Raw genomic sequence first — 22,893 nt, 5'->3', positions numbered from 1 at the left:
ATTGAATCAGGTTCCCCGCCCTACGATCTTTTAATATAAGCAAGCTTCGGGCCAACTTTAAAAAATTTTTCGATTTTTTATTTTTTCTTTTGATTTGTCAAGTTGCGTCGAAAAATTGCGTCTGCCGCCACTCGGGAGAAACGTTTTGTGCCGCACAAAATCCGTGGTTTCCCCATTTCTCTCTCTTTCATCGCAAAACAATTTTGCATTCAGCAAAATTGTTTTGCACAAAGATTGATTTTAAACATGAATTCTGCTACACTGATTGCAATACATTCATTAGAGGGGAGCGATCCCATGCAATTTTACGATATCCTGTTCACCCTGGACTCCGATGGCCGTTTTCAGAACGTAGCTTGGGGCAACGAAGAATCCGAAGAACTCTACCACCTCTTATTTGACAGCTGGGTTTCCCGCCGCCGGAAGGCCAGTTCCGTATTTCCCCTTCCTGACGGAGCGGATTCCGGCTCCTTTCTCTGGGATAAGGACACCTTCTTCTTCCGGATTCTCCCCGCCCCGGACAATCAGACTTACCTGTTCCTGGCCCGTGAAGACCTCAGCCCCTATCTTTTTGCCCGTGCGTTGGACCAAGTCTCCGAGGGCGTGCAGATCTACGACAAAAACGCCTGTGTCGTCTACTTCAACAAGGTCACCCGTCAGATATCCTATATTCCCAGCGGGGTTGATCCCCGGGGACGGCATCTGCTGGACCTGTACAACCTGGATGAGAACATCAGCACCACCATGACCGCGCTTCGCACCCGCTCTCCGGTCATCAACCGGGTGGACCATTTCAAGACCAGCGATGATACTCCCATTGCTACCGCCAATACCTCCTACCCCATTTTGCGCGGCGGCGAACTGTTGGGCACAGTGAGCTTTGACCAGACGGAGGAGATCGTACGGAAGAATATCAAGCGGCTGGAGGAGACCCTTCGGGCGCTGCAGACTTATGACTCCCGGGCGCCCCAGGTCACCTTCTCCGGCTACACCTTTGACAACGTCATCGGACACAGCCCCAAGCTCCGGGAGATCGTGGCCATCGCCCGGAAGGTGGCCCCCCAGGACAGCTCCATCCTGCTGGTGGGCGAGACGGGCACCGGCAAGGAGATCTTCGCCCAGAGCATCCATCAGGCCAGTTCCCGCCGGGGCAAGAAATTTCTGGCCATCAACTGCGCCGCCATTCCCGAAACCCTGATCGAGAGCCTGCTCTTCGGCACCCAGAAGGGCAGCTTCACCGGCAGTGAGAACAAGGCAGGCTATTTCGAGGAAGCCAGCGGCGGCACCCTGTTTTTGGACGAACTGAACTCCATGAGCCTGGGGATGCAGTCCAAGATCCTCCGGGTCATCCAGGAGAACAGCTTCCGCCGGGTGGGCGGCAGCAAGGACCTGAAGCTGGACGTTCGTATCATCTCCTCCTGTAACCAGGACCCCTTCCGCTCCATCGCCGACAACCAGTTCCGCCGGGACCTGTTCTACCGCCTGTCCACGGTCATGCTGGAGCTGCCCCCCCTGCGGGAGCATCTGGAGGACCTGGAGGAGCTGGTCCAATATCATCTGAACGCCACCGCCTACCAGTACGTCCACGCCATCACCGCGGTGGACCCCCAGGTCTACGCCATCCTGCGGGCCTACAACTGGCCCGGCAATGTCCGGGAGCTGTTCCATGTGCTGGACTACGCCCAGAACGTGGCCGACTCCGACACCATGCGCCCCGAGCATCTGCCCTCCTACCTGCTGAAACACCGCGCCGCGGCTCCGGTCCCCGCCGCCGCCAGCGCTCCCCCGGCCATCGACTTTTCCACCGCCACCCTCCAAAGCCTGCTGGACGATTATGAGCACCAGATCCTCCTCCAGGCCCTGGAGCACTGCGGCTACAACATCTCCCGCACCGCCGAGACCCTGGGCATCCTGCGCCAGAGCCTACAGTACCGCATCCGGAAATACGGCATCGTTTTGTAAACTCCGTCCGGCTTTTCAATTTATTTTTTTCCGTCCCCACCCGTTTTCCTATTGACATGCAAAGTTCTCCGTAGTACAATCCACCTGTATACAGCCTATGATACATGTTCAGTCTGATTTGCGTAAGGAAGTGATCATCATGCCTATTCTGCTTCCCGTAGATATGGAACGTCCGCTCCCCAGAATGTACCGCGTACGCCAGCAATTTGACGACCGCAAGCTGGAGGACGTAGCCGGCGCCACCCGGTCAGAGCTGGAAAAGCCGGAGATCCGCCAGCTGGTGAAGCCGGGTGCCAAGGTCGCCGTGGCCGTGGGCAGCCGGGGGATCCGCAACCTCTATACCATCGTGGAGACTGTGGTCCAGTCCCTGAAGGCCATGGGCGCCCAGCCCTTCATTGTCTCCGCCATGGGCAGCCACGGAAACGGCACCGAGGAGGGCCAGCGGGAAGTGCTGGCCGGCTATGGGATCACGGAAGAAAACCTGGGGGTCCCCGTGGTGACCACCGTGGACACCGTCCATCTGGGAGACTGCGCCAACGGACGTCCGGTCTGGTTTGACCGCGCCGCCTTTGAGGCCGATCTGGTGGTCCCCATCAACCGGGTCAAGCTCCACACCGACTTTGTGGGTCCCCTTCAGAGCGGCCTTTGCAAAATGCTGGTCATTGGGTTGGGCAACCACAAGGGCTGTTCCGCCGTCCACGAGGAAAATCCGGAGCAGTTCGCGCATATCATTGAAGAGACCGCTTCCCTGATCCTGGAAAAAGCGCCCATCGGCTTTGGCGTAGCCATCCTGGAGAACGCTTATGACCAGACCTTCCAGGTGGAAGCCGTACCCGCCAGCCGCTTCATCGCCCGGGAAAAGGAACTGGTCCAGATCGCCCGGGGGAACATGCCCTGCATCCTGCTCCCGGAGGCCGACGTTATCGTCTGCAAGGAGATCGGTAAGGACGTATCCGGGGCCGGCTTCGACCCCAACATTCTGGGCCGCAGCTCTGTGCTGAAGACCTTTGTGCTCCACATTCCCAAGTATCAGCGCCTGGTGCTCACCGACGTGACCCCGGCCAGCCACGGAAACGGCATCGGCGTGGGGCTGTTCGACGTCATCACCCGCAAGGTGGCCGACCAATTGGACCTGGAGGCGATGTACGCCAACGCCATCGCCTGCAACTGCCTGGGCGACGCCAACATTCCCTGCACCGTGGAGGACGAGGACACCGCTGTCCGGGTGGCGCTGAAATGCTGCCGGGGCATCGACCGGGACGATCCCAAGATTATCCGCATCCAGAACACCCTGCACCTGGAGTACATCGAAGTCTCCCAGGCCCTGCTCTCCGACGTGGAGGCCGATCCCAGACTCAGCCTGGCCGACTGACGAAATCCGTTTTCCTTCTCTTTTCTCCCGTTTCCCGGCCGGTTCCCCACCGGCGCCGGCCGGGAAGCATACCAACTCCGCCGCGTTTTCCCTTTGAATGGGCGGAGTTTCCCTTTTCCCCCTGCCGCTTTCCCAAGCTGATGCAGCGTCAAAGCGCCGGAGCACCGCTCTGCTGTGGCGCGTCCCGGCGGGGGCGTATTTTTCCGCCGGGCTTGTATACAGCCTGTGTCCCGCAGCCGCGGACATCTTGTTTTGTGGGTCCCCGAAAAGTTGATATATGGAACGATCAGTTTTAAAAGGAGGAACAAACAGTGATTTTAAATGACGAACAAAAGGCTATGCTGGACGGCAAGTATGGCGAAGGCGCTGCCTACGCCATGAAGATCCAGGTTGGCATCGGCGAGTGCTTCGACGCCCCCCGCATGGTCCCCATCAAGCGGGCCCACGTGGCCCTGAGCAACCAGGCCGGCGACCTGTGGTTCGCGGAGAAGCTGGTCAAGGCCGGTGCCAAGTGCCGCGTCGCCCCCACCGTCAACCCCGGCTTCTGCCTGGGCCACTTCACCGGTGAGTGCGCCCACCCCGTGGACGGTCCTTCCGCCGAGCACATGCAGCGCACTAACGACGCTTACCGCACACTGGGTGCCGTTCTGTCCTACAACTGCACCCCCTACATCGCCACCAACGTCCCCAACTTCGGTGAGGTCTGTGCCTTCTCCGAGTCCAGCGCCACCCCCTATGTGAACGCCGTCTGGGGCGCCCGCTCCAACCGCGAGAGCGCCAACAGCGCCCTGTGCGCCGCCATCACCGGCTGCGTGCCTGAGTACGGCCTGCTGCTGGATGAGAACCGGAAGGGCGACATTCTGGTCCACGTGGAAGCCAACATGAAGTCCGACTATGAGTACCACCTGCTGGGCATGATGGGCGACAAGATCGGCGAGGGCATCCCCGTCTTCACCGGCCTGCCCAAGGTCATCACCCCCGAGGCCCTGCGCAACCTGGGTGCCCAGCTGAACACCTCCGGCGCTTACGGCATGTACCACATCGTGGGCTTCACCCCCGAGGCCCCCACCCTGGAGGCTGCTCTGGGCGGCAACAAGCCCAAGCGCGAGGTGGTCATCACCGACAAGGACCTGAAGGACTTTGAGGAGAAGTTCAGCGACGAGATGCACGACGGCAAGGTGGACTTCGCCATGTTCGGCTGCCCCCACTTCACCCTGGAGGAGGCCATGTACATCGCCCGCCACATTGAGGGCAAGAAGCTGGCCATCCCCATGTACATCCTGGTCTCCAGCCACGGCCGCCAGATGGCCGACCGCATGGGCATCACCGACATTCTGACCGCCGCCGGCGCCGAGATCATCCCCGACACCTGCCCCGATCAGCCCTGCTGGCACTACCTGAAGGGCAAGGTGGGCATCACTGAGTCCCCCAAGTGCGCCTACTATCCCCGCCGCCGCGGCATCAACTTTGTGATTCGCGACCTGGACACCTGCATCGAGGCCGCTCTGACTGGAGAGGTGAAATAACATGGCTAAGAGATTTTCCTGTCACAAGATTTCCGATGGCAAGGCCCAGTCCGACGCCATCATTTCCCAGGACCGCATCATGTTCTACCAGGTCCGTCCCGAGGACGGCATGATGGAGGAGAAAAACCACTGCCTGGAGGGCCGCATCATCGCCAAGAAGATCCTGGTCTTCCCCGGTGGCAAGGGCAGCTCCGTGGTCCAGCAGGACGGCCTGTACCATCTGGACCGCTTCCACAACATGCCCGCCGCCCTGATCGTGCAGAACCCCGACCCCGTCCTGGTAGCCGGCGCCATCATCATGGAGATCCCCATGGTGGACCGTCTGCCCGCCGAGTTTTATGAGACGGTGAAGGACGGCGACGCCGTGGTCGTCAACGCCGACGAGGGCTATGTGGAGATTCTGGATTGATCTTTTCATCTCCCCCTTGAACTGAAATCTTACCATAAAGTGGGTGCACCCACTTTATGGATTTGTGGTCACAAATCCGCATATACTTTCGTGTCCACACCTGGAAAACAGGTGGCAAAAAACAAAATTGGAGGAATCACCATGAAAAAAGCGCTATCCATCATCCTGGCCGCAGCCATGGCCCTGTCGCTGGTCGCCTGCGGCAACAGCAGCAACGAAACCGCTTCCGCCTCCGGGGCCTCCTCTTCCGGAGCCGCATCCTCTGTAACCCTGAAAGTAGGCCACATCGAGGCCGAGGACCGCTCCACCCACAAGGCCCTGCTCCAATTCAAGGACGAGTTGGAGGAGAAGACCGGCGGCCGTATCACGGTGGAGATCTTCCCCAACGGCGAGTTGGGCGGCGACGAGGAGCTGTGCGAGGCCGTGGCCATGGGCACCATCCAGATGGCACTCCCCTCCTCTTCCGTGCTGACCGCCTACAATGAACAGATTGGCATTCTGGATATGCCCTACCTGTTCAAAGACGCCCAGAGCGCCTTCAACGCCCTGGACGGCGAGCTGGGCGCTCAGATCGACCAGTGGATCGCCGGCCACGGCTTCGTCTCCCTGGGCTACCTGTACAACGGCCCCCGCTGCACCACCAACAACGTCCGTCCCATTTACACCCCCGACGACCTGAAGGGGCTGAAGATCCGCGTCATGAGCTCCCCTGTGTTCATCCGTATGTATGAGGTCCTGGGCGCCAACCCCACCCCCATGAGCTTCTCCGAGCTGTACACCGGCATGCAGCAGAACGTGGTGGAGGGCCAGGAGAATCCTCCCACGTTGATTTACGCCTCCGGCTTCCAGCAGGTCCAGAAGTACCTGACTCTGGACGAGCACGTACATAACTTCCTGCCCATTCTGACCAACGAGGCCTGGCTGAACAGCCTGAGCGCCGAGGACCAGGCCATCGTGAAGGAGTGCTGTGCCGACATGGTGACCAACCAGCGCAAGATCGAGCTGGAGGACAACGAGACCATCGTCGGCAAGCTGGAGGCCGAGGGCATGGAGGTCAACGAGCTGACCGCCGACCAGTACCAGGCCTTTGTGGACGCCATCCAGCCCATGTACGACGAGTATAAGGCCGCCTGGGGCACCGAGATCTTCGACCTGGCCGCTTCCTTTAACAGCTGAACAGCAGCGGTTACCTTCCGGCCGGACGGACCGATCCTCCGTCCGGCCATCCACTTTGAGAGAGGAGTTGAGCGGTCATGAAAGGGAAAAACTTTTTCCACAAGCTGATCTATGGCTATGACCAGCTGGAAGAAAAGCTGCTGTGCGCCAGTTTGGTGTGCACCACGCTGATTATCTTCCTGCAGATCATCATGCGCTCTATTTTCAACAGCTCCATCACCTGGAGCGAAGAGCTGACCCGTTACATCTTTATCTGGCAGATCTGGCTGGGCGTCAGCATTGCCGAGCGGGACAACGAACACATCTATCTGGAGATCGTCAACAGCCTTGTAAAAAGCCGGAAGATTAAGGAGTGCATCCGAGTAGTTGCCAATCTGATTATGATCGCCTTCAACATTTTTCTGGTGGTCAAGGGCTTTGAATTGGTCCGTCAGATGATGGTCCGCGGCAATGTCTCCAGTGCCATGCGGATGCCCATGTACTATGTGTATCTGGCGTTGCCTATCTCTTCCTTCATCCTGTCCCTGCGTCTGATCGGGAAGACCATCAGCAAGGTCAAATCTCTGCTCACGAAGGAGGTCACGGAATAATATGGAAGCCCTCGTCCTGTTCGGCAGCTTCTTCGTGCTGCTGCTTCTGATGGTCCCCATCGGCTACGCCATCGGCATTGCCACCCTGATCGCCATCGTGGTAGCCGGGGACGGGACCATCCCCCTGCTGATGATCACCCAAAAGGCGGTCACCGGCGTGGATTCCTTCCCCCTGATGGCCATTCCCTTCTTCATGCTGGCCGGCAATCTGATGAGCGGCGGCGGCATCGCCAAGCGCCTGATCAATTTCTTCGACTCCTTCATGGGGCTGATCACCGGCGGGCTGAGTATGGTCACCACCGTCACCTGTATGTTCTTCGCCGCCATCTCCGGCTCCGCCGTGGCCACCACCTCGGCGGTGGGCTCTTTTATGGTCCCGGAGATGCGCAAGCGCGGCTATGACGACGGCTTCAGCGCCTCCATTGCCGCCGCCGCCGGCACCATCGGCGTGATCATTCCCCCCAGTGTGCCCTTCGTCATCTACGGCGTGGCCACCGGCACCTCCATCACCGACCTGTTCAAAGCCGGTATTATCCCAGGTCTGGGTATGGGTGCCGCGCTGATGATTGCCTGCTACTTTCTGTGCAAAAAGCATGGCTTCCAGGTGTCCAAAAAGGGCGAGCGCAAGCTGGACCCGCGTCATGTGTGGCTGAGCTTTAAAGACGCCTTCTGGGCCATCCTCTCCCCGGTCATCATCCTGGGGGGCATCTACTCCGGCTACTTCACCCCCACAGAGGCCGCCGTGGTGGGCGTGGTCTACTCCTTCATCGTGGGCCGCTTTGTCTACCGGGAGCTGGACAACGCCGCCGCCTACAAGGCCCTGCGGGACACCATCGTGGTCAACGGCTCCACTACCTTCATGGTGGGCCTGTCCAGCGCCTTCGCCGCCTACCTGAGTCTGGCCGGCATTCCCCGGAAGCTGGCCGCCGCCATGCTGTCCATCACCGACAACAAATTCATCCTCCTGCTGCTCATCAACTGCTTCCTGCTTGTGGTGGGCTGCCTGGTGGACAACATCCCCGCCACCATTATTCTGGCCCCCATCCTGCTGCCCGTGGTGGAGTCCCTGGGCATGAGCGCCGTCACCTTCGGCATTATGCTGACGATGAACTTGGCCATCGGCTTCTGTACGCCGCCTTACGGAATCGACCTGTTTGTTGCCCAGAAGATCTCCGGCGTTAAGATGGGCCAGATGCTCAAATACATGTGGTGGTTCATCTTCGCGCTGCTGGCCGTGCTGATGCTGACCACCTTCTGGAGGCCCTTCACCATGCTGATGCTGTGAGGCCGCAGCTTTTCCTGGTTGCAAAAAACGATTGAAAATGGTATGATATGATTCAGGGCAGGTACGATCATCTTCGTCCTGCCCTGTGTTTTCTGCATTACTTTCGAGGTAAAGTTGGTTGATGAACAATGATCGGACGCAGCAGCAAGCAGACCCTGGCCGAAGTCGCCTATGAAAAAATCAAAGAAGCGATCTGCGAAGGCAAGATCGTCTCCGGCGATATTTTAAGCGAGAACCAACTGGCTCACGACCTGGGCATGAGCCGGACTCCCATCCGGGAGGCGCTGCGGGCCCTGGCCAGCGAGGATTGGCTGGAGATCAAAAACGGGGTGGGCGCCTATGTGAAGCCCCTGTCCTCCAAGGACATCCACGACCTGTACGAGGTCCGCTGCCTGTTGGAGGTACAGGCCGCCAAGACCTCTGTCTACCGTATCACCAACGAGGAGATCGACCGGCTGGAGGCCCGGTTCCAACAGCTTCTGGAGCGCACCGGCGGTCAGAGCTCCGACCTGGACCCCAAGGCCTTTTCCGAGCTGGACTGGGAGCTGCATGAGCTGATCGTGGAGCGCTGCAAAAATAACTATATCAAGTCCATCATGCGCAACAACACAGCCAACATGAAATGCTACCAGGCCCTCTCCTTCGAGGCCCTCCACGACCTCCGGGAGAGTACCCTGCAGCATCTGCACATCCTGGCTCTGCTGCGCCAGCGGGACAGCGAAGCACTGACGGCAGCGCTGAAGGACCACCTGGAGTGGGCCGCCGGTTTTCTGGGCCCCTCCCACTGACCGAAGGGGCCTCTCCCCCGAAGCCGCAAGTTCCGGATCCTCTGATACACGAAAACGCCCCCGGCGCATGAACCATATGCGCCGGGGGCGTTCTTTTGGTTCTTGTTGTTCAAGGGGCGGTCACAAAGCAGGCAAAAGGTCCTCCGGTCCGGAGCGGATCATCACTGGACAAAGGGGCTTTCCTGTGGTAAGATACCTCCTGACGAGTTTCCACACCTCGTCCAAGCGCAGAAGCGATGAGCCGTTGCGAGCAGCGAGCCTGGACCGGAGCGAGGAATACAAACCAAGCGCCGCATAGCGGGGCTGTTTGTGTTCCGAGTCGGGGGGAAGGGGAGCGTTGGGAGCAGGTGAATCGTGACCAAGCAGAAGCGATGAGCCGTTGCGAGCAGCGGCGCCGCGTCTCTGCCCTTCAAAATGGAAGGGATCCTGCGTTCGTTCGGGGAGCCATTGCGCTCCGCCGTTCTCTAAACAAGAAAATGGAGGTTTTTTTATGCGCAAATTTACCACACGGGACCTGACGCTGGCGGCTCTGGTGGCCGCCCTGTACGCGGTGCTGAGCTACTTCGGCAACATCTTCGGCCTGACCTACGGCCCCATCCAATGCCGCTTTTCCGAGGCGCTGTGCGTCCTGCCCTTTCTGTTCCCCGCCACGGTGCCCGGCCTGTTCCTGGGCTGTCTGATCACCAATTTGATGAGCACAGTGGGTCCCCTGGACATCATTTTTGGCTCGCTGGCCACTCTGCTGGCCGCCGCCTGGACGGCCAGGACCCGCAGCCGCCTGACGGCCCCCCTGCCGCCGGTGGTCTGCAACGGCGTCATTGTGGGCGCCATGATCGCCTGGTACGAGGTAGGCTTCGGCCCCGGCTTCTGGGCCGCCTTCGCCTTCAACGGGGCCACCGTGGCCCTGGGGGAGCTGATCGCCTGCTATGTGCTGGGTTCCCTGCTGCTGACCCTCCTGCCCAGGATCTCCTTCTTCCGGGACCTGATCCCCGCGGACCGCCTGGCCCGCGCGGAAGGGAAGGCGCAGCCCACAATTTGATCCATGAACATACAGCGCCGGACGGGTGGACGTCCGGCGCTTTTTGTCCCGTGTTCACAAAATCAACACAAATTATTCACATCCTGCCATAGAATTTTTCCTTCCGGCCGCTATGATATATTTAACCCGTTAATCATTTCAGCCCTTCCGGAAGCAAGGGCGGTCAAAAGGATGATCCGTATGCAAGAAGTGAAAAAGCCTTCCAAAAAACCGCTGATCTACTACTATGTGATGACCATTCTGATCCTGATGCTCCTCAACGCCACCCTGTTCCCCTCCATTCTGGAAAAGAAGGTCCAGGACGTGACCTATGACGTGTTCATGTCCATGACCTATGACCGGAATGTGGGACAGGTGCAGATCGAGGGGGATGAGATCACCTTCACTGACAAGGCCGAGGAAAACATCTACAAGACCGTGGCTGTCAGCAGCGACCAGGGACTGGTGGACCGTCTGTATGAAAGCGGCGCCCAGTTCCAGGAGATCGACACCCAGCCCGGCCTGCTCACCTCCATCCTGGTGGGGTGGGTCCTGCCCCTGCTGCCCTTCCTCTTCATCGGCTATTTCATCAACCGGAAGATGCAGAAGGCCATGGGCGGCGGCGAAGGCATGATGTTCGGCATGGGCGGCGGCTCCGGGGCCAAGGTGTACGTCCCCTCCTCCACCGGCATCCGGTTCGCCGATGTGGCCGGGGAGGACGAGGCCAAAGAGCTGCTCCATGAGATCGTGGACTTCCTTCACGACCCGGAGAAGTACCGGGAGATCGGCGCCAAGCTGCCCAAGGGCGCCCTGCTGGTGGGCCCTCCGGGCACCGGCAAGACCCTGCTGGCCAAGGCCGTGGCCGGCGAGGCCAATGTTCCCTTCTTCTCCATCGCCGGCTCTGAGTTTGTGGAGATGTTCGTGGGCCGGGGCGCCGCCAAGGTACGGGACCTGTTCAAGCAGGCCAACGAAAAGGCCCCTTGCATCGTATTCATCGACGAGATCGACACCATCGGAAAAAAGCGGGACGGCCAGTTCTCCGGCAATGACGAGCGGGAGCAGACCCTGAACCAGCTTCTGACCGAGATGGACGGCTTCGACGGCTCCAAGGGCGTGGTGGTGCTGGCCGCCACCAACCGCCCCGATTCCCTGGACCCCGCCCTGTTGCGGCCCGGCCGCTTTGACCGCCGCATCCCCGTGGAGCTCCCCGACCTCCAGGGCCGGGTGGAGATTTTGAAGGTCCACGCCAAGAAGATCCGTCTGGCGGAGGACGTGGACTTTGAACCCATTGCCAAGATGGCCGCCGGGGCCTCCGGCGCGGAGCTAGCCAACATCGTCAACGAAGCCGCCCTGCGGGCCGTCCGGGACGGGCGGAAGTTCGCCACCCAGGAGGACCTGCAGGAGAGCGTGGAGGTAGTCATCGCCGGGTACCAGAAGAAGACCCGGGTGCTGTCCGACCAGGAGAAAAAAATCGTGGCCTACCACGAGATCGGCCACGCCCTGGTGGCCGCCATGCAGACCCACTCCGCCCCGGTGCAGAAGATCACCATTATTCCCCGGACCTCCGGCGCTCTGGGCTACACCCTCCAGGTGGATGACGGGGACCACTTCCTCATGTCCAAGGAGGAGCTGATGAACAAGATCTGCACCTACACCGGCGGCCGGGCCGCCGAGGAGTTGATCTTCCACTCCGTCACCACCGGGGCCTCCAACGACATCGAGCAGGCCACCAAGCTGGCCCGGGCCATGGTGTCCCAGTTCGGCATGGCGGATGAGTTCGGCATGGTGGCCTTCGAGACGGTGTCCAACCAATACCTGGGGGGCGACGCCTCCCTGACCTGTTCCCCCGAGACCCAGACCAGGCTGGACCAGAAGGTGATGGAGATCGTGGAGACTCAGCGGCAGAAGGCCCTGTCCATTTTGAAAGAGAACGAGGATAAACTCCACCGTCTGGCCCAATACCTCTATGACCACGAAACCATCACCGGCCAGGAGTTCATGACCATTCTGGAGCAGGGTGAAAGGGAATAGGACTCTTGTCCAGTCCAAAGGACCGGGATAAATCATCCCGGTCCTTTGTGTTGTAATTGACTTTGCTTCTTTAATGTACTATAGTAAAGCAAATGGGTATTCATGATGAAAGGGATGTGAGAAAGATGAAATTTGATCTGCTGATTCGAAACGGCTCCGTCTACGACGGCAGCCTGACCGCCAGGGGCGACTGTCAGGACATCGGTATCATCGGGGGACGCATCGCCGCCATGGGCAAGCTGGACCAGGACGCCCATGAGGTCTTGGACGCCGAAGGTCTGGTGGTTTCCCCCGGCTTCATCGACGTCCACGCGCACTCCGAGCTCTCGGTGTGGCAGGAGCCGGACTGTCTGGCCAAAGCCTCCCAGGGCGTGACCACCGAATTGACCGGACAGTGCGGCCTCTCCGCCTACCCCGCGCTCCCCAAGGCGGAACAGGAGATCCGGGATTACACCGGGTCTGTTTTGGGCCGGACGGACCGCTGGCCCTGGCAGGACCTGGAGGGCTACCGCCGTGAGGTGCTCCGCCGGGGCATGGCCATCAACCAGGGCACCTTCGTGGGTCAGGGCAACCTGCGGATCAACGCCATGGACTTTGAGGACCGCAAGGCAACTGCCGCCGAGCTGGAAGAGATGAAGGCCCTGCTGGTCCGGGAACTGGACAGCGGCGCCTTCGGCCTGTCCACCGGCCTGGTGTACGCCCCCGGCGTATTTACTGACACGGAGGAGCTGATCCAGCTGGCCCGGATCTGCGCCCAGAGGGGCGGGATCTACACCACCCACATGCGCAACGAGGGGAACCGGCTGCTGGAGGCCGTTGAGGAGGCCATCACCATCGCGCGCCAGTCCGGCGTGCCGCTGATCCTCTCCCACCTGAAGGCAGTGGGCCGTCCCAACCACGGCAAGGTGAAGCAGGTGCTGGCCCGGATGGAGCAGGAGGCGGAGGCAGGCCTGCAGATCTACGGCGACAGCTACCCCTACGACGCGTCCAGCACTACCATGACCGTTATCCTGCCGCCCTGGACCATGAGCGGCGGCATGGACGGCCTGCTGGCCATTTTGCAGTCTCCCGACAAGCGGAATGAGATCCTGAACATCTTCCAAAACGGCATGGAGGGCTGGGACAACCGGGTGGTCAACATCGGCTACGACCGCATCCGGATCGCCTCGGTAGAGTCGGAGAAAAACCGGGCGCTGGAGGGACTGAGCCTGACGGAAGGCGGCGCCCGGCTGAACAAGAGTCCCGGAGAGTTCATCCTCGACCTGCTCCTGGAGGAGCGGGGCCAGGTGGCCGCCATTCTCCAGGGCATGTCTGAGGAGGATGTGGCCGCCGCCCTGTCCTCCCCCCGCATCATGGTATGCAGCGACGGCATCACCGTGGGCCAGAAGCACCACCCCCGGCTGTTCGGCTCCTTCACCCGGTACCTGGGCCGGTATGCCGACCTGACCGCGCCGGAGGGGATCGCCGCCGCGGTCCACAAGCTGACCGCTCTGCCCGCCCAGGTGTACGGCCTGGAGGGGATCGGCCAACTGAAGGTGGGCAATTGGGCGGACATCACCGTCTTTGACCCGGGGAAGGTCATGGACCGGGCCACCTTCGCCCAGCCCAAGCTGCTCAGCGACGGAATCGAGACCGTGGTGGTCGGCGGTCAGGTCATCATGCGGGGCCACCGGCCCACCGGCGCACTGCCCGGGCGCTTCCTGCGCAGAAAGGGCTGTCCGGCCCAGGATTGACATTCTTTTACTCCCCTCGGAGCCGCCCCTTGACAGGCGGCAAAAAAGGGAGTATGATACGATGCGAAAAACAGGGGAGCTCGCGCAGGCGGGCTGAGAGGAAGCTAATGCGCTTCGACCCTTCCACCTGATGTGGGTAATGCCACCGTAGGTAGTCATAGCTGTGCGCTTGTGATGACACGGAGCCGCCCACCGGGCGGCTCCATTTTTTCAACCACAGCTCTTTTCGAAGGGAGGAGAAAACCGCGGGCGCCCCGGTCCTGGACCGGGAGCGGGCAGAGGGGGAGCGCCCTGTGCCCGTGCCAGAGACGCAGCGATGGGAAGCCGTGTTCCGGCGTGAGAGGAGGCCAGTAAGCCTCGACCGAACCGTGGGAGGCCCGCCATGCGGGGCTCTCCGGACCCTGTTTGTGGCCCAATGGGCCGGAAGCGGGGGAGTCGCTGCCTTTTGACGCGGTTTTCCCCGTTCATTTGAAAGGAGTTTTTTTATGTTTGACCGTAAGACCATTCAGAAGATCGCCCTGGCCGGCATCCTGGCGGCGGTGGGCGTTGTGGGCGGCACCCTGTCCATCCCCGTGGGCTTCACCCGCTGCTGCCCCACTCAGAGCGTCATCAACGTGATCGCCGGCGTGTTCCTGGGTCCCTGGTACTCCGTGGGCATGGCCTTCTGCGTCAGCCTGATCCGGAACATGCTGGGCACCGGCACCATCATGGCCTTCCCCGGCAGCATGTGCGGCGCCCTGCTGGCCGGCCTGCTGTACCGCCGCTGGCCCAAGATCTGGACCGCCTGCCTGGGCGAGATGGTGGGCACCGGCATCCTGGCCTCCATCATGGCCTACCCCATCGCCAAGTACCTGCTGGGCAAGGCCTGCGGCCTGTTCACCTATTTCCTGCCCTTCATGACGGTGGCGGTGACCGGCTCCATCATCGCCGCGGTGCTGGTGTTCATCCTGAACAAGGACGGCGCCATGGCGGCCATGCGGGACATCAGCCACATGGACTGAAGCCGTGGCCCGGGAAGCGCGCGCCCAACCGGCCGGCTCCGGCCGGGAATGGGTGGGATGGATGTCCACCAAATTCCCTCTGGAGATCCCCGCCGCCCTGGGGCTGACGGTCTTTTGTCCCGAGAGCGCCGCGGCCGCGGCCTCCTGTCGGGGTGAGAGTTCCGCCCTGTGCCAAGCCGCGGAGGAGATGGGCTACTGCCGGGACCTGTGCTCCTACGTCCGGATGGGGATGGCCCTGGCAGCCGGACAGACGGCAGGCGGACCGCCCCGGCCCGACTTTCTCCTGTGCTGCAACAACATCTGCTCCGGGATGCTCCAGTGGTACCGGGCCCTGGCCCGGACGCTGGACATTCCCCTGTTCCTGCTGGATTTTCCCTACCAAGAGGACAGGGAGCCCTCCCCCTCCCTGGTGGCCTACCTCCGCGCCCAGATCACGGAGGTGGTCCGGGGCCTGGAAGAGCTGACCGGGCGGCGGTGGGACCCCCTGCGTTTTCAGGAGGTCTGCCGTCAGGCCAACCGCTCCGCCCAGGCCTGGCAGCGGGTGATGGACGCAGCCCTGGCCTCCCCCTCCCCCCTGGGAAACATGGAGCTGTTTGACTACATGCCCCTGATGGTGACGGGGCGGTGCGCCAAGGAGACGGAACAGCAGTTGGAGGCCCTGGCCGGGAAATTGCAGAGCCGGGCTGTCCGGCCCGGGGGCAGTCCCAAGCGCCGGATCTTCTGGGAGGGCACGCCCTGCTGGCCGGCGCTGGACCGGGTGGTGGACCTGCTGGACCGGAAAAATGTCCAGATCGTGGCCGACACCCTCACCCCCTCCCTGGGCTTTCGTTATGAAGACCTGGACGGCTTGATCCGTGCCTACTGCGGCACCATCAACGGGGTGTCCCTGGAACGGGGGCTGGAGATGCGCACGGAGCTGTGCCGCCGGTACCGGGTGGAGGGGATCCTCGTCCACTACAACCGGAGCTGCCGTCCCTGGTGCGGCGCCCTCCAGGAGACTGAGCGGCGGCTGGGCCGGGAGCTGGAGGTGCCGGTGGTTTCCTTCCATGGGGATCAGGGGGACCCGGAGGCCTTCTCCGCCGCCCAATTTGAGCTGCGGCTGGATACCCTGTGTGAGCTCATGGATCAGAAAAGCTGACCCGTTTCAAAATGATACCCCGGCGGCCGATGGCCGCCGGGGTATCTTGTTTTCCGCGTTTATATTCTGTCCTCGTTCTCCAGGAAGTAGGAGGCCTCCATGTCCGCGGTGGCCAGGGCGAAGGCCAGGGGGTACTTCTGGAATGCCTGGCCCACGGTGCGGCTGTCCTCGGTGCCCGAGAAGCCCATGTGCCAGCGGATGGCCATGGCCTCCTCCCGGGTCAGGCGGATGAAGCCGTTGGTGATGTACACGCTCTTCTCCCCGTGGCCGTAGGGCAGGGGGTCGTCAAAGGTGTAGGTGGGCACCGCCTGCCACTTGCCGTTCTCGTCCTTCACGTTCCGGGTGCCCCGTTTGTAGCAGCCGATCTTGCACAGGTCGTGGCACAGGGCCACGATGGCCACAGACTCCTCGCTGTACTCCAGGCCGTACAGCTCCTGGACCCGCTCCCGCTGGAGGTAGTCCACCAGGCAGTGGTACACGTTCAGGCTGTGCTCGCACAGGCCGCCCTCGTAGGCCCCGTGATACCGGGCGGAGGCGGGGGCGGTGAAGAAGTCGCTCTTGTGCTCCAGGTAGTCCAGCAGCTTGTCGGCGCCGTCCCGGGTGATGTAGGTCTTGAAAATCTCAATAAACTCCTCTTTGCAGGACATAAGTACCTCCGTAAATTCAGCAGTTTCCGTGATGGCAAAAGTATACCACGCTCCGGCGAAAAAGGCCAGAAAAAGGTGGACATTCAGATACAGCGTTTGAGCCAACCATCCAAAAAATTCATTTGCTCCTCCGTATGAAACCAGTGCTCCCCGTGTTCCATCACCGTCAACGAAGCGTTGATCTTGCCGGCAAACCGGGACACCGTCTCGTAGGAGGTGAGGGAATCCTTTCCGGCGTACAGAATATCCGTAGGTATGGTCCACACAATGGGATTTTCCCGTACATAGCAAAGATAGTCCCATGACAGGACCTCTCCAAAAGAGGTCTCAATTTCTCGTTTTTCCCGCAGCTCCGCTTCCGTCACATTTGCCCACTGCATCATATCCAAAATGAGCCGCTCCATATTGACAATAGGGGAGATCAATAATGCCCGTTCAATTTTCCGTCCGGTCAAAGCATTCATGGCAAAAAAAGCGCCGATACTGTTGGCGACGAGGATGACGGAGCCACACTTCTCCTTCAGGCTTTCATATCCGGAAATGATCTCGGGCTTTGTCTCCCACGGGGTGGAGAACTGATAATCCAGCCCGAACACATCATATTCCGGGCAAAGCCTTTTGTAATGTTCCGCTTCTGCCGCGCTGCCGCCTTTTCCCTGTATATATAGGATCGCCTTTTTCATAATGGCCGCTCCTTTCAAGCTTATTTCTTGTGCCTGATTATAGTTGGTATCCGCACTTTTTTCAACCCGGCACGGATACGCCGAGGATTAATGGACCGTCTTTACTCTCCTCAAAAGATATGGTAGAATAATAATTCAAAGTTTACGGAAAGGAGGCATCCCCCATGGCCGTTACCCTTGGCACCCCAATGACCCAGTTCTCCGGCGTGGGGGAGGTGCGGGCCAAAAAGCTGGAAAAGCTGGGCCTGTCCACCGCCGCCGACCTGCTGGCCTACTACCCCCGGGACTATGAGGACCGGCGGCAGATGTACACCATCCGGGACGCCCCCCTGGAGGGCCGGGTCTGTATCACCGCCATGGCCGCGGAGCACCCCCGGTTGGCCCGCATCCGGAAAGGGCTGGAGCTGGTGCAGCTCAAGGTGGTGGACCACACCGGCGCCCTCCACCTCACCTTTTTCAACCAGGGCTACGTGGAGAAGGCCCTCCGGGCCGGAGAGGAGTACATCTTCTTCGGCACGGTGGAGGAGCAGGGCCGCCGCCGCACCATGGTCAACCCCATCTTCGAGCGGGTGGGCAAGCAAAATTTCACCGGCTGCATCATGCCCATCTATCCCCTGACGGCGGGCATCACCAACCATCTGCTGACCTCCCTCACCCGGCAGGCCCTGGACTGCGCCGCCTGCGTCCCCGAGACGCTGCCCCAGTCCGTCCGTCAGGCCCACAATCTGGCGGAGCTGGAGTTCTCCATCCGGAACATCCACTTCCCGGAAAACGACGAGGCATTGACTCTGGCCCGGGAGCGGCTCACCTTCGAGGAGCTGTTTTATCTGGCGGTGGGGCTGGACTTTCTCAAGCGCCGGCGGGAGGCCGCCGGACCGGGCTGCGCCATCCCTACGCCGCCTTTTAAAACGTTTCGGTCCCTGCTCCCCTTCGAGCCCACGGGGGCTCAGAAACGGGTGATGGACGAGGTGGCCTTCGACATGGCCTCGGGCCGCCCCATGAACCGCCTGGTCCAGGGGGACGTGGGTTCAGGCAAGACCGCTGTGGCCGCTTACGCCGCTTGGCTGGCGGCACAGGGGGGCTATCAGGCCGCCCTCATGGCCCCCACCGAGGTGCTGGCGGAGCAGCACTACCGCTCTCTGTCCGCCCTTCTCTCCCCCGCCGGCGTGCGGGTGGGCCTGCTCACCGGGGCTCTGCCCCCGGCGGAGAAAAAGAAGGTCCGTCAGGCCCTGGCCCACGGGGACATCGACTTTATCATCGGCACCCACGCCCTCATCTCCGACGGGGTGGTTTTCCGCCGTCTGGCCCTCATCGTGGCCGACGAGCAGCACCGCTTCGGCGTGGCACAGCGAGCCGCTTTAGCGGCGAAGTCGACCACGCCGGGGGCCCCACCACAGGTGGGGCGCCGCGCCAGCGGCGAAGGTCGGAAGAATTCACTTCTTCCGACCACAAATCAAATATCCCCCGGGGAACCCACAGCGGCCAAGTCGGAGACGGGCGGGATGCCCGCCCCCCATGTGCTGGTCATGTCCGCCACCCCCATCCCCCGGACCCTGGCCCTCATCGTCTACGGGGACCTGGACGTGTCCGTCATCGACCAGCTGCCCCCCGGCCGCACCCCCGTGGAGACCTACGTCATCCGGGAGGACAAGCGGGCGCGGATGTACAACTTCGTCCGCAAGCAGGTGTCGGAGGGGCGGCAGGTCTATCTGGTCTGTCCGGCGGTGGAGGAGAACCCCGGCGCCGCCCTGCCGGGAGAGGAGGTCCCCTCCCTGGACCTGAAGGCGGTAAAGACCTACGCTGCCAAGCTGCAGAAGGAGGTATTCCCCGACCTGACGGTGGGCATCCTCCACGGGAAGATGCGCCCCAAAGAGAAGGAGGCCGTGATGGCCGCCTTCGCCGCCGGGGAGATCCAGGTGCTGGTGGCCACCACCGTCATTGAAGTTGGCGTGGACGTGCCCAACGCCTCCCTCATGGTCATCGAGAACGCCGACCACTTCGGCCTCAGCCAGCTCCACCAGCTCCGGGGCCGGGTGGGCCGGGGCAAGCACCAGTCCTACTGCGTCCTGGTCACCTCCACCAAAAATCCCGACTCCATGGCCCGCCTGCGGACCCTGGCCTCCACCACCGACGGCTTTAAAATCTCCGAGGAGGACCTGAAGCTCCGGGGGCCCGGCGACTTCTTCGGCAGCCGGCAGCACGGCCTGCCCCAGATGAAGCTGGCCGACCTGGCGGGGGACATGCGCCTGCTCAGCCAGGCCCAGGAGGCCGCCCGCCGCCTGCTGCGGGAGGACCCTGGCCTGTCCCGCCCTGAGGACCGGCCCGTACTGGACCGGGTGCGGCGGCTCTTTTCCGACACCCCAGACATCTTTAATTGATAGGAGACTGATTATGCTCACCTTCCGCGACATCACCCTCCGGGACCACGACCTGATCCTGCCCATGGTCCGGGACTTTTACCATACCGACGCCGTCCTCCACGAGGTGGACCCCGCCATTCTGGAGCGCACCTTCCGGGACGCCGCCGACCACGGGGAGGACCTGCTCCGGGGCGTCCTCATCCAGGCGGACGGCCAGCCCGCCGGGTACCTCTACATCACCCAGTGCTACTCCGCCGAGGTGGGGGGCCGCTGCGTGTTTCTGGAAGAGATCTTCCTGAAGCCGGAGTTCCGGGGACAGGGTCTTGGGCCCCAGGTCATGGCTTGGATCGAGGAACAGTATCCCTCCGCCCGCCGCTTCCGCCTGGAGGTCAACGAAGTCAACCGCGGGGCCGTCCGCATGTATCAGAAGGCCGGCTATGACTATTTGCGCTATGACCAGATGGTCATTGACAAAGTGAAATAAAAAGGAGAGAACACTATGACCCGCATGGAACAGGTATGGGCCATCCGACACGAGGGGCCCGGCGTACACCATAACTGCTGTCAATCCATCCTCGTCCCCTTCGCCCCGGAAATGGGGCTCACGGAGGAACAGGCCAACGCCCTGGGCGCCCACTTCGGCATGGGGATGTCCCACGGCTCCGTTTGCGGCACTCTCAGCGCCGCCATGATGGTTTTGGGCGCCATGGGCTATGACAACAAGCAGGCAGCCGCCCTCCTGCGCCAGTTCCGGGAGCGCCACGGCGCCACTGACTGCGCCACCCTGCTGAAAGCCTCCCGGGACCGGGGCGAGGCCCGGAAAGACCACTGTGACGGTCTGGTCTATGAGTTGGTGGAGGCCCTGGAGGAGATCATCGCCGCCGGGAAATAACCGCAAAGATCAGGTTTCTGATCCAAAAAACCAGAGAGAGGCATCCTTAAGGATGCCTCTCTCTGGTTTGATCTGGAAGGATGGATGAAAAAGGAATGATGATGAACCAAGGTTTTCTTTCCCGACAGGCCGGTAAGAGCGGCAGCCGACATATCGTTAAATTTTTAACCTTCGTTCTGTTAAAACTTTAACACTATCCCCCTGGAAATGCCATTCCCAAATTGATTATATACGGTATTATCAAACGGTTATGATTTTCCCCGTTGCGGAACGGCCGTTTTTCGCTTATAATCAGGAATATTCCGAGAAAAGGAGGTCCGCCATGAAGGAGCTGGAACAGCTGCCCATCCCCTTGCTGGTATGGTACCGGGAGAACGCCCGGGTGCTGCCCTGGCGCAGCCACCCCACCCCCTACCGGGTCTGGGTATCGGAGATCATGCTCCAGCAGACCCGGGTGGCCGCGGTGCTGGACTACTACCGCCGTTTTCTGGAAGCAGCCCCCACAGTGGCCGACCTGGCCGCCCTCCCCGAGGACCAGCTGATGAAGCTGTGGCAGGGGCTGGGCTACTACAGCCGGGCCCGGAACCTGCAAAAAGCCGCCCGCCAGATCATGGAGACCTTCGGCGGGGTATTCCCCAATACTTATGAGGACATCCGGTCCCTGGCCGGCGTGGGGGACTATACCGCCGGGGCCATCTCCTCCATCGCCTTTCACCTCCCCGTCCCGGCGGTGGACGGCAACGTCCTGCGGGTGACCGCCCGGGTGCGGGGAGACAGCGGTGACATCACCACCCCCGCCATGAAAAAGCGGGTGACCCAGGCCCTGGCCCAAATCATTCCCCTGGATGCCCCCGGGGACTTCAACCAGGCCATGATGGAGCTGGGTGCCACCGTCTGCCTGCCCAATGGCGCCCCCCTGTGTGACAAATGCCCGGCGTCCTCCTTCTGCCGCGCTTTCCTGGAGGGGCGCACCGGAGAGCTGCCGGTGAAGGCGGCCAAGAAGGCCCGGCGGGCGGAGGAGCGGACGGTCTACCTGTTCTTTTATGAAAACCAGGTGGCCCTGCGCCGCCGCCCGGACAAGGGCCTGCTGGCCGGACTGTGGGAGTACCCCAACGAGCCCTCCGGCGGGACCAACTGGCCCGCCGCCTGGGGGCTGGAGCCCCGGACGCTGGAGCGGGCTGGAACGGGAAAGCACATCTTCACCCACATCGAGTGGCACATGACCGCCCTGGCCGGGGAGCTGGACAGCCCCGAACTGCCCGCGGGCTGGGTCTGGGCGGACCGGACCGCCCTCCGGGACACCTACGCCCTCCCCAACGCCTTCCAGAGCTTTTCCGAAAAAGTTGCAGACCGCCTGGGGCGGTTCTGACATCCATGTAGAAAGGAGCCTCCGCCATGATCTGCCGCCTCTGCCCCCGGAACTGTGGGGCGCTCCGCACGGAGACCGAGGGCCGGGGATGGTGCCGGATGCCGTCGGCTCCGGTGCTGGCCCGGGCCGCCCTCCACATGTGGGAGGAACCCCCCATCTCGGGCACCCGGGGCTCCGGGACCATCTTCTTCTCCGGCTGCTCTTTGGGCTGCGTCTTCTGCCAGAATGAAAAGATCAGCCACCGGGATTTCGGCAAAGGGGTCACATTAGAGCGTCTGGCCGAGATCTGTGACGAGCTGACCGCCCAGGGGGCCCACAACATCAACTTCGTCAATCCCACCCACTATGCCCACACGGTCCGTGCCCTTTTGGAGGCGCACCCCCTGCCCGTCCCGGCGGTGTGGAACTCCGGGGGCTATGACAAGGTGGAAACCCTGAAGGGGTTGGAGGGACTGGTGGACGTCTACCTCCCCGACCTGAAATATCTGGACCCGGCGGCCGCCGGGCGGTACTCCGCCGCCGCTGACTACCCGGAGACGGCCCGGGCCGCCATCCGGGAGATGGTCCGCCAGACAGGCCCCTGCCAATTTGACGGGGACGGCCTGCTGAAAAAGGGGGTCATCATCCGCCACCTGATCCTCCCCGGCCAGGTGAACCAGGCCAAGGCGGTGATGGACTGGGTGGCCGGGGAGTTTGCGCCGGGGACGGTGCTGTTCTCCCTCATGAGCCAGTACACCCCCTGGGGGGACCTGTCCGCCTGTCCGGAGCTGGACCGCCGTCTGCGCCCAGGGGAGATGCGCGCCGCCCAGGAGTACATGGAAAACCTGGGACTGGCCGGATTCACCCAGGAACGGACCAGCGCCAAAGAGGAATATACGCCCCCCTTCGACCTGACCGGAGTTTAAAAAACGGG

Annotated in this window: 20 protein-coding genes and 1 riboswitch; of the genes, 18 read left to right on the top strand and 2 right to left on the bottom strand. The window is 61.7% G+C overall.

Annotation, left to right across the window (positions count from 1 at the left end):
* The first annotated feature begins 297 nt into the window (after positions 1–297).
* The 13 genes from I6E42_RS07585 to I6E42_RS07525 all read left to right on the top strand — a co-directional run bounded on the left by I6E42_RS07585 (position 298) and on the right by I6E42_RS07525 (position 16,029).
* Positions 298–1,962, top strand: a complete 1,665-nt coding sequence (locus I6E42_RS07585; protein WP_235371316.1) for a sigma-54 interaction domain-containing protein — start codon at positions 298–300, stop codon at positions 1,960–1,962.
* A gap of 139 nt (positions 1,963–2,101) precedes the next feature.
* Positions 2,102–3,334 carry a nickel pincer cofactor-dependent isomerase, group 22 gene (locus I6E42_RS07580; RefSeq protein ID WP_235371315.1) on the top strand — a complete coding sequence of 411 codons (1,233 nt, stop codon included), beginning with the start codon at positions 2,102–2,104 and terminating at the stop codon, positions 3,332–3,334.
* Positions 3,335–3,645: 311 nt separating this feature from the next.
* Positions 3,646–4,860, top strand: a complete 1,215-nt coding sequence (locus I6E42_RS07575; protein WP_235371314.1) for an aconitase X catalytic domain-containing protein — start codon at positions 3,646–3,648, stop codon at positions 4,858–4,860.
* A gap of 1 nt (position 4,861) precedes the next feature.
* Complete coding sequence (locus I6E42_RS07570) at positions 4,862–5,269, top strand: aconitase X swivel domain-containing protein (protein WP_235371313.1); 408 nt, start codon at positions 4,862–4,864, stop codon at positions 5,267–5,269.
* A 141-nt stretch (positions 5,270–5,410) separates the two neighbouring features.
* Complete coding sequence (locus I6E42_RS07565) at positions 5,411–6,445, top strand: TRAP transporter substrate-binding protein (RefSeq protein WP_235371312.1); 1,035 nt, start codon at positions 5,411–5,413, stop codon at positions 6,443–6,445.
* 77 nt (positions 6,446–6,522) lie between these two features.
* Positions 6,523–7,035, top strand: a complete 513-nt coding sequence (locus I6E42_RS07560) for a TRAP transporter small permease (protein ID WP_235371311.1) — start codon at positions 6,523–6,525, stop codon at positions 7,033–7,035.
* Position 7,036: 1 nt separating this feature from the next.
* Positions 7,037–8,320: a TRAP transporter large permease gene (locus I6E42_RS07555; protein WP_235371310.1), complete on the top strand. Its 1,284-nt coding sequence runs from the start codon at positions 7,037–7,039 to the stop codon at positions 8,318–8,320.
* Positions 8,321–8,448: 128 nt separating this feature from the next.
* On the top strand, positions 8,449–9,108 hold the full coding sequence (locus I6E42_RS07550) for a GntR family transcriptional regulator (RefSeq protein WP_235371309.1): 660 nt from the start codon (positions 8,449–8,451) through the stop codon (positions 9,106–9,108).
* Between the two features lie 490 nt (positions 9,109–9,598).
* Positions 9,599–10,147: a QueT transporter family protein gene (locus tag I6E42_RS07545; protein WP_235371308.1), complete on the top strand. Its 549-nt coding sequence runs from the start codon at positions 9,599–9,601 to the stop codon at positions 10,145–10,147.
* Positions 10,148–10,327: 180 nt separating this feature from the next.
* Positions 10,328–12,157, top strand: a complete 1,830-nt coding sequence (gene ftsH / locus I6E42_RS07540) for an ATP-dependent zinc metalloprotease FtsH (protein WP_235371307.1) — start codon at positions 10,328–10,330, stop codon at positions 12,155–12,157.
* Between the two features lie 125 nt (positions 12,158–12,282).
* The gene (locus I6E42_RS07535) at positions 12,283–13,890 is read left to right on the top strand and encodes an N-acyl-D-amino-acid deacylase family protein (RefSeq protein ID WP_235371306.1); all 1,608 of its coding nucleotides are present in this window, start codon (positions 12,283–12,285) and stop codon (positions 13,888–13,890) included.
* Positions 13,891–13,952: 62 nt separating this feature from the next.
* Positions 13,953–14,061, top strand: a riboswitch (TPP riboswitch).
* A gap of 314 nt (positions 14,062–14,375) precedes the next feature.
* Positions 14,376–14,891, top strand: a complete 516-nt coding sequence (thiW, locus tag I6E42_RS07530; protein ID WP_235371305.1) for an energy coupling factor transporter S component ThiW — start codon at positions 14,376–14,378, stop codon at positions 14,889–14,891.
* A gap of 61 nt (positions 14,892–14,952) precedes the next feature.
* Complete coding sequence (locus I6E42_RS07525; RefSeq protein ID WP_235371304.1) at positions 14,953–16,029, top strand: 2-hydroxyacyl-CoA dehydratase subunit D; 1,077 nt, start codon at positions 14,953–14,955, stop codon at positions 16,027–16,029.
* Between the two features lie 59 nt (positions 16,030–16,088).
* On the opposite strand, the gene I6E42_RS07520 is transcribed toward I6E42_RS07525, so the two are convergent.
* Both I6E42_RS07520 and I6E42_RS07515 read right to left on the bottom strand, forming a co-directional pair.
* Positions 16,089–16,676 carry a hydrolase gene (locus tag I6E42_RS07520; RefSeq protein ID WP_235371303.1) on the bottom strand — a complete coding sequence of 196 codons (588 nt, stop codon included), beginning with the start codon at positions 16,674–16,676 and terminating at the stop codon, positions 16,089–16,091.
* A gap of 83 nt (positions 16,677–16,759) precedes the next feature.
* A complete protein-coding gene (locus I6E42_RS07515; RefSeq protein WP_235371302.1) occupies positions 16,760–17,359 on the bottom strand; it encodes an alpha/beta hydrolase in 600 nt (199 codons plus the stop codon).
* Between the two features lie 164 nt (positions 17,360–17,523).
* Here I6E42_RS07515 and recG point away from each other — a divergent pair, with 164 nt between their 5' ends.
* The 5 genes from recG (at position 17,524) to I6E42_RS07490 (ending at position 22,885) form a co-directional block, all read left to right on the top strand.
* Entirely contained in the window at positions 17,524–19,737 is a 2,214-nt protein-coding gene (gene recG / locus I6E42_RS07510; protein ID WP_235371301.1) for an ATP-dependent DNA helicase RecG, read from the top strand.
* A 13-nt stretch (positions 19,738–19,750) separates the two neighbouring features.
* Positions 19,751–20,203 (top strand): GNAT family N-acetyltransferase, encoded by a 453-nt coding sequence (locus I6E42_RS07505; protein WP_235371300.1) that lies wholly within the window; start codon positions 19,751–19,753, stop codon positions 20,201–20,203.
* 15 nt (positions 20,204–20,218) lie between these two features.
* The gene (locus I6E42_RS07500; RefSeq protein ID WP_235371299.1) at positions 20,219–20,611 is read left to right on the top strand and encodes a C-GCAxxG-C-C family protein; all 393 of its coding nucleotides are present in this window, start codon (positions 20,219–20,221) and stop codon (positions 20,609–20,611) included.
* A 322-nt stretch (positions 20,612–20,933) separates the two neighbouring features.
* The gene (gene mutY / locus I6E42_RS07495) at positions 20,934–21,980 is read left to right on the top strand and encodes an A/G-specific adenine glycosylase (protein WP_235371298.1); all 1,047 of its coding nucleotides are present in this window, start codon (positions 20,934–20,936) and stop codon (positions 21,978–21,980) included.
* Between the two features lie 26 nt (positions 21,981–22,006).
* A complete protein-coding gene (locus I6E42_RS07490) occupies positions 22,007–22,885 on the top strand; it encodes a radical SAM protein (protein ID WP_235371297.1) in 879 nt (292 codons plus the stop codon).
* Positions 22,886–22,893: the final 8 nt, after the last annotated feature.

The sequence above is a fragment of the Pseudoflavonifractor phocaeensis genome, assembly GCF_021531815.1.
GTDB classification, from domain to species: domain Bacteria; phylum Bacillota; class Clostridia; order Oscillospirales; family Oscillospiraceae; genus Lawsonibacter; species Lawsonibacter phocaeensis_A.
This window is presented reverse-complemented; position numbering and strand designations above follow the sequence as displayed.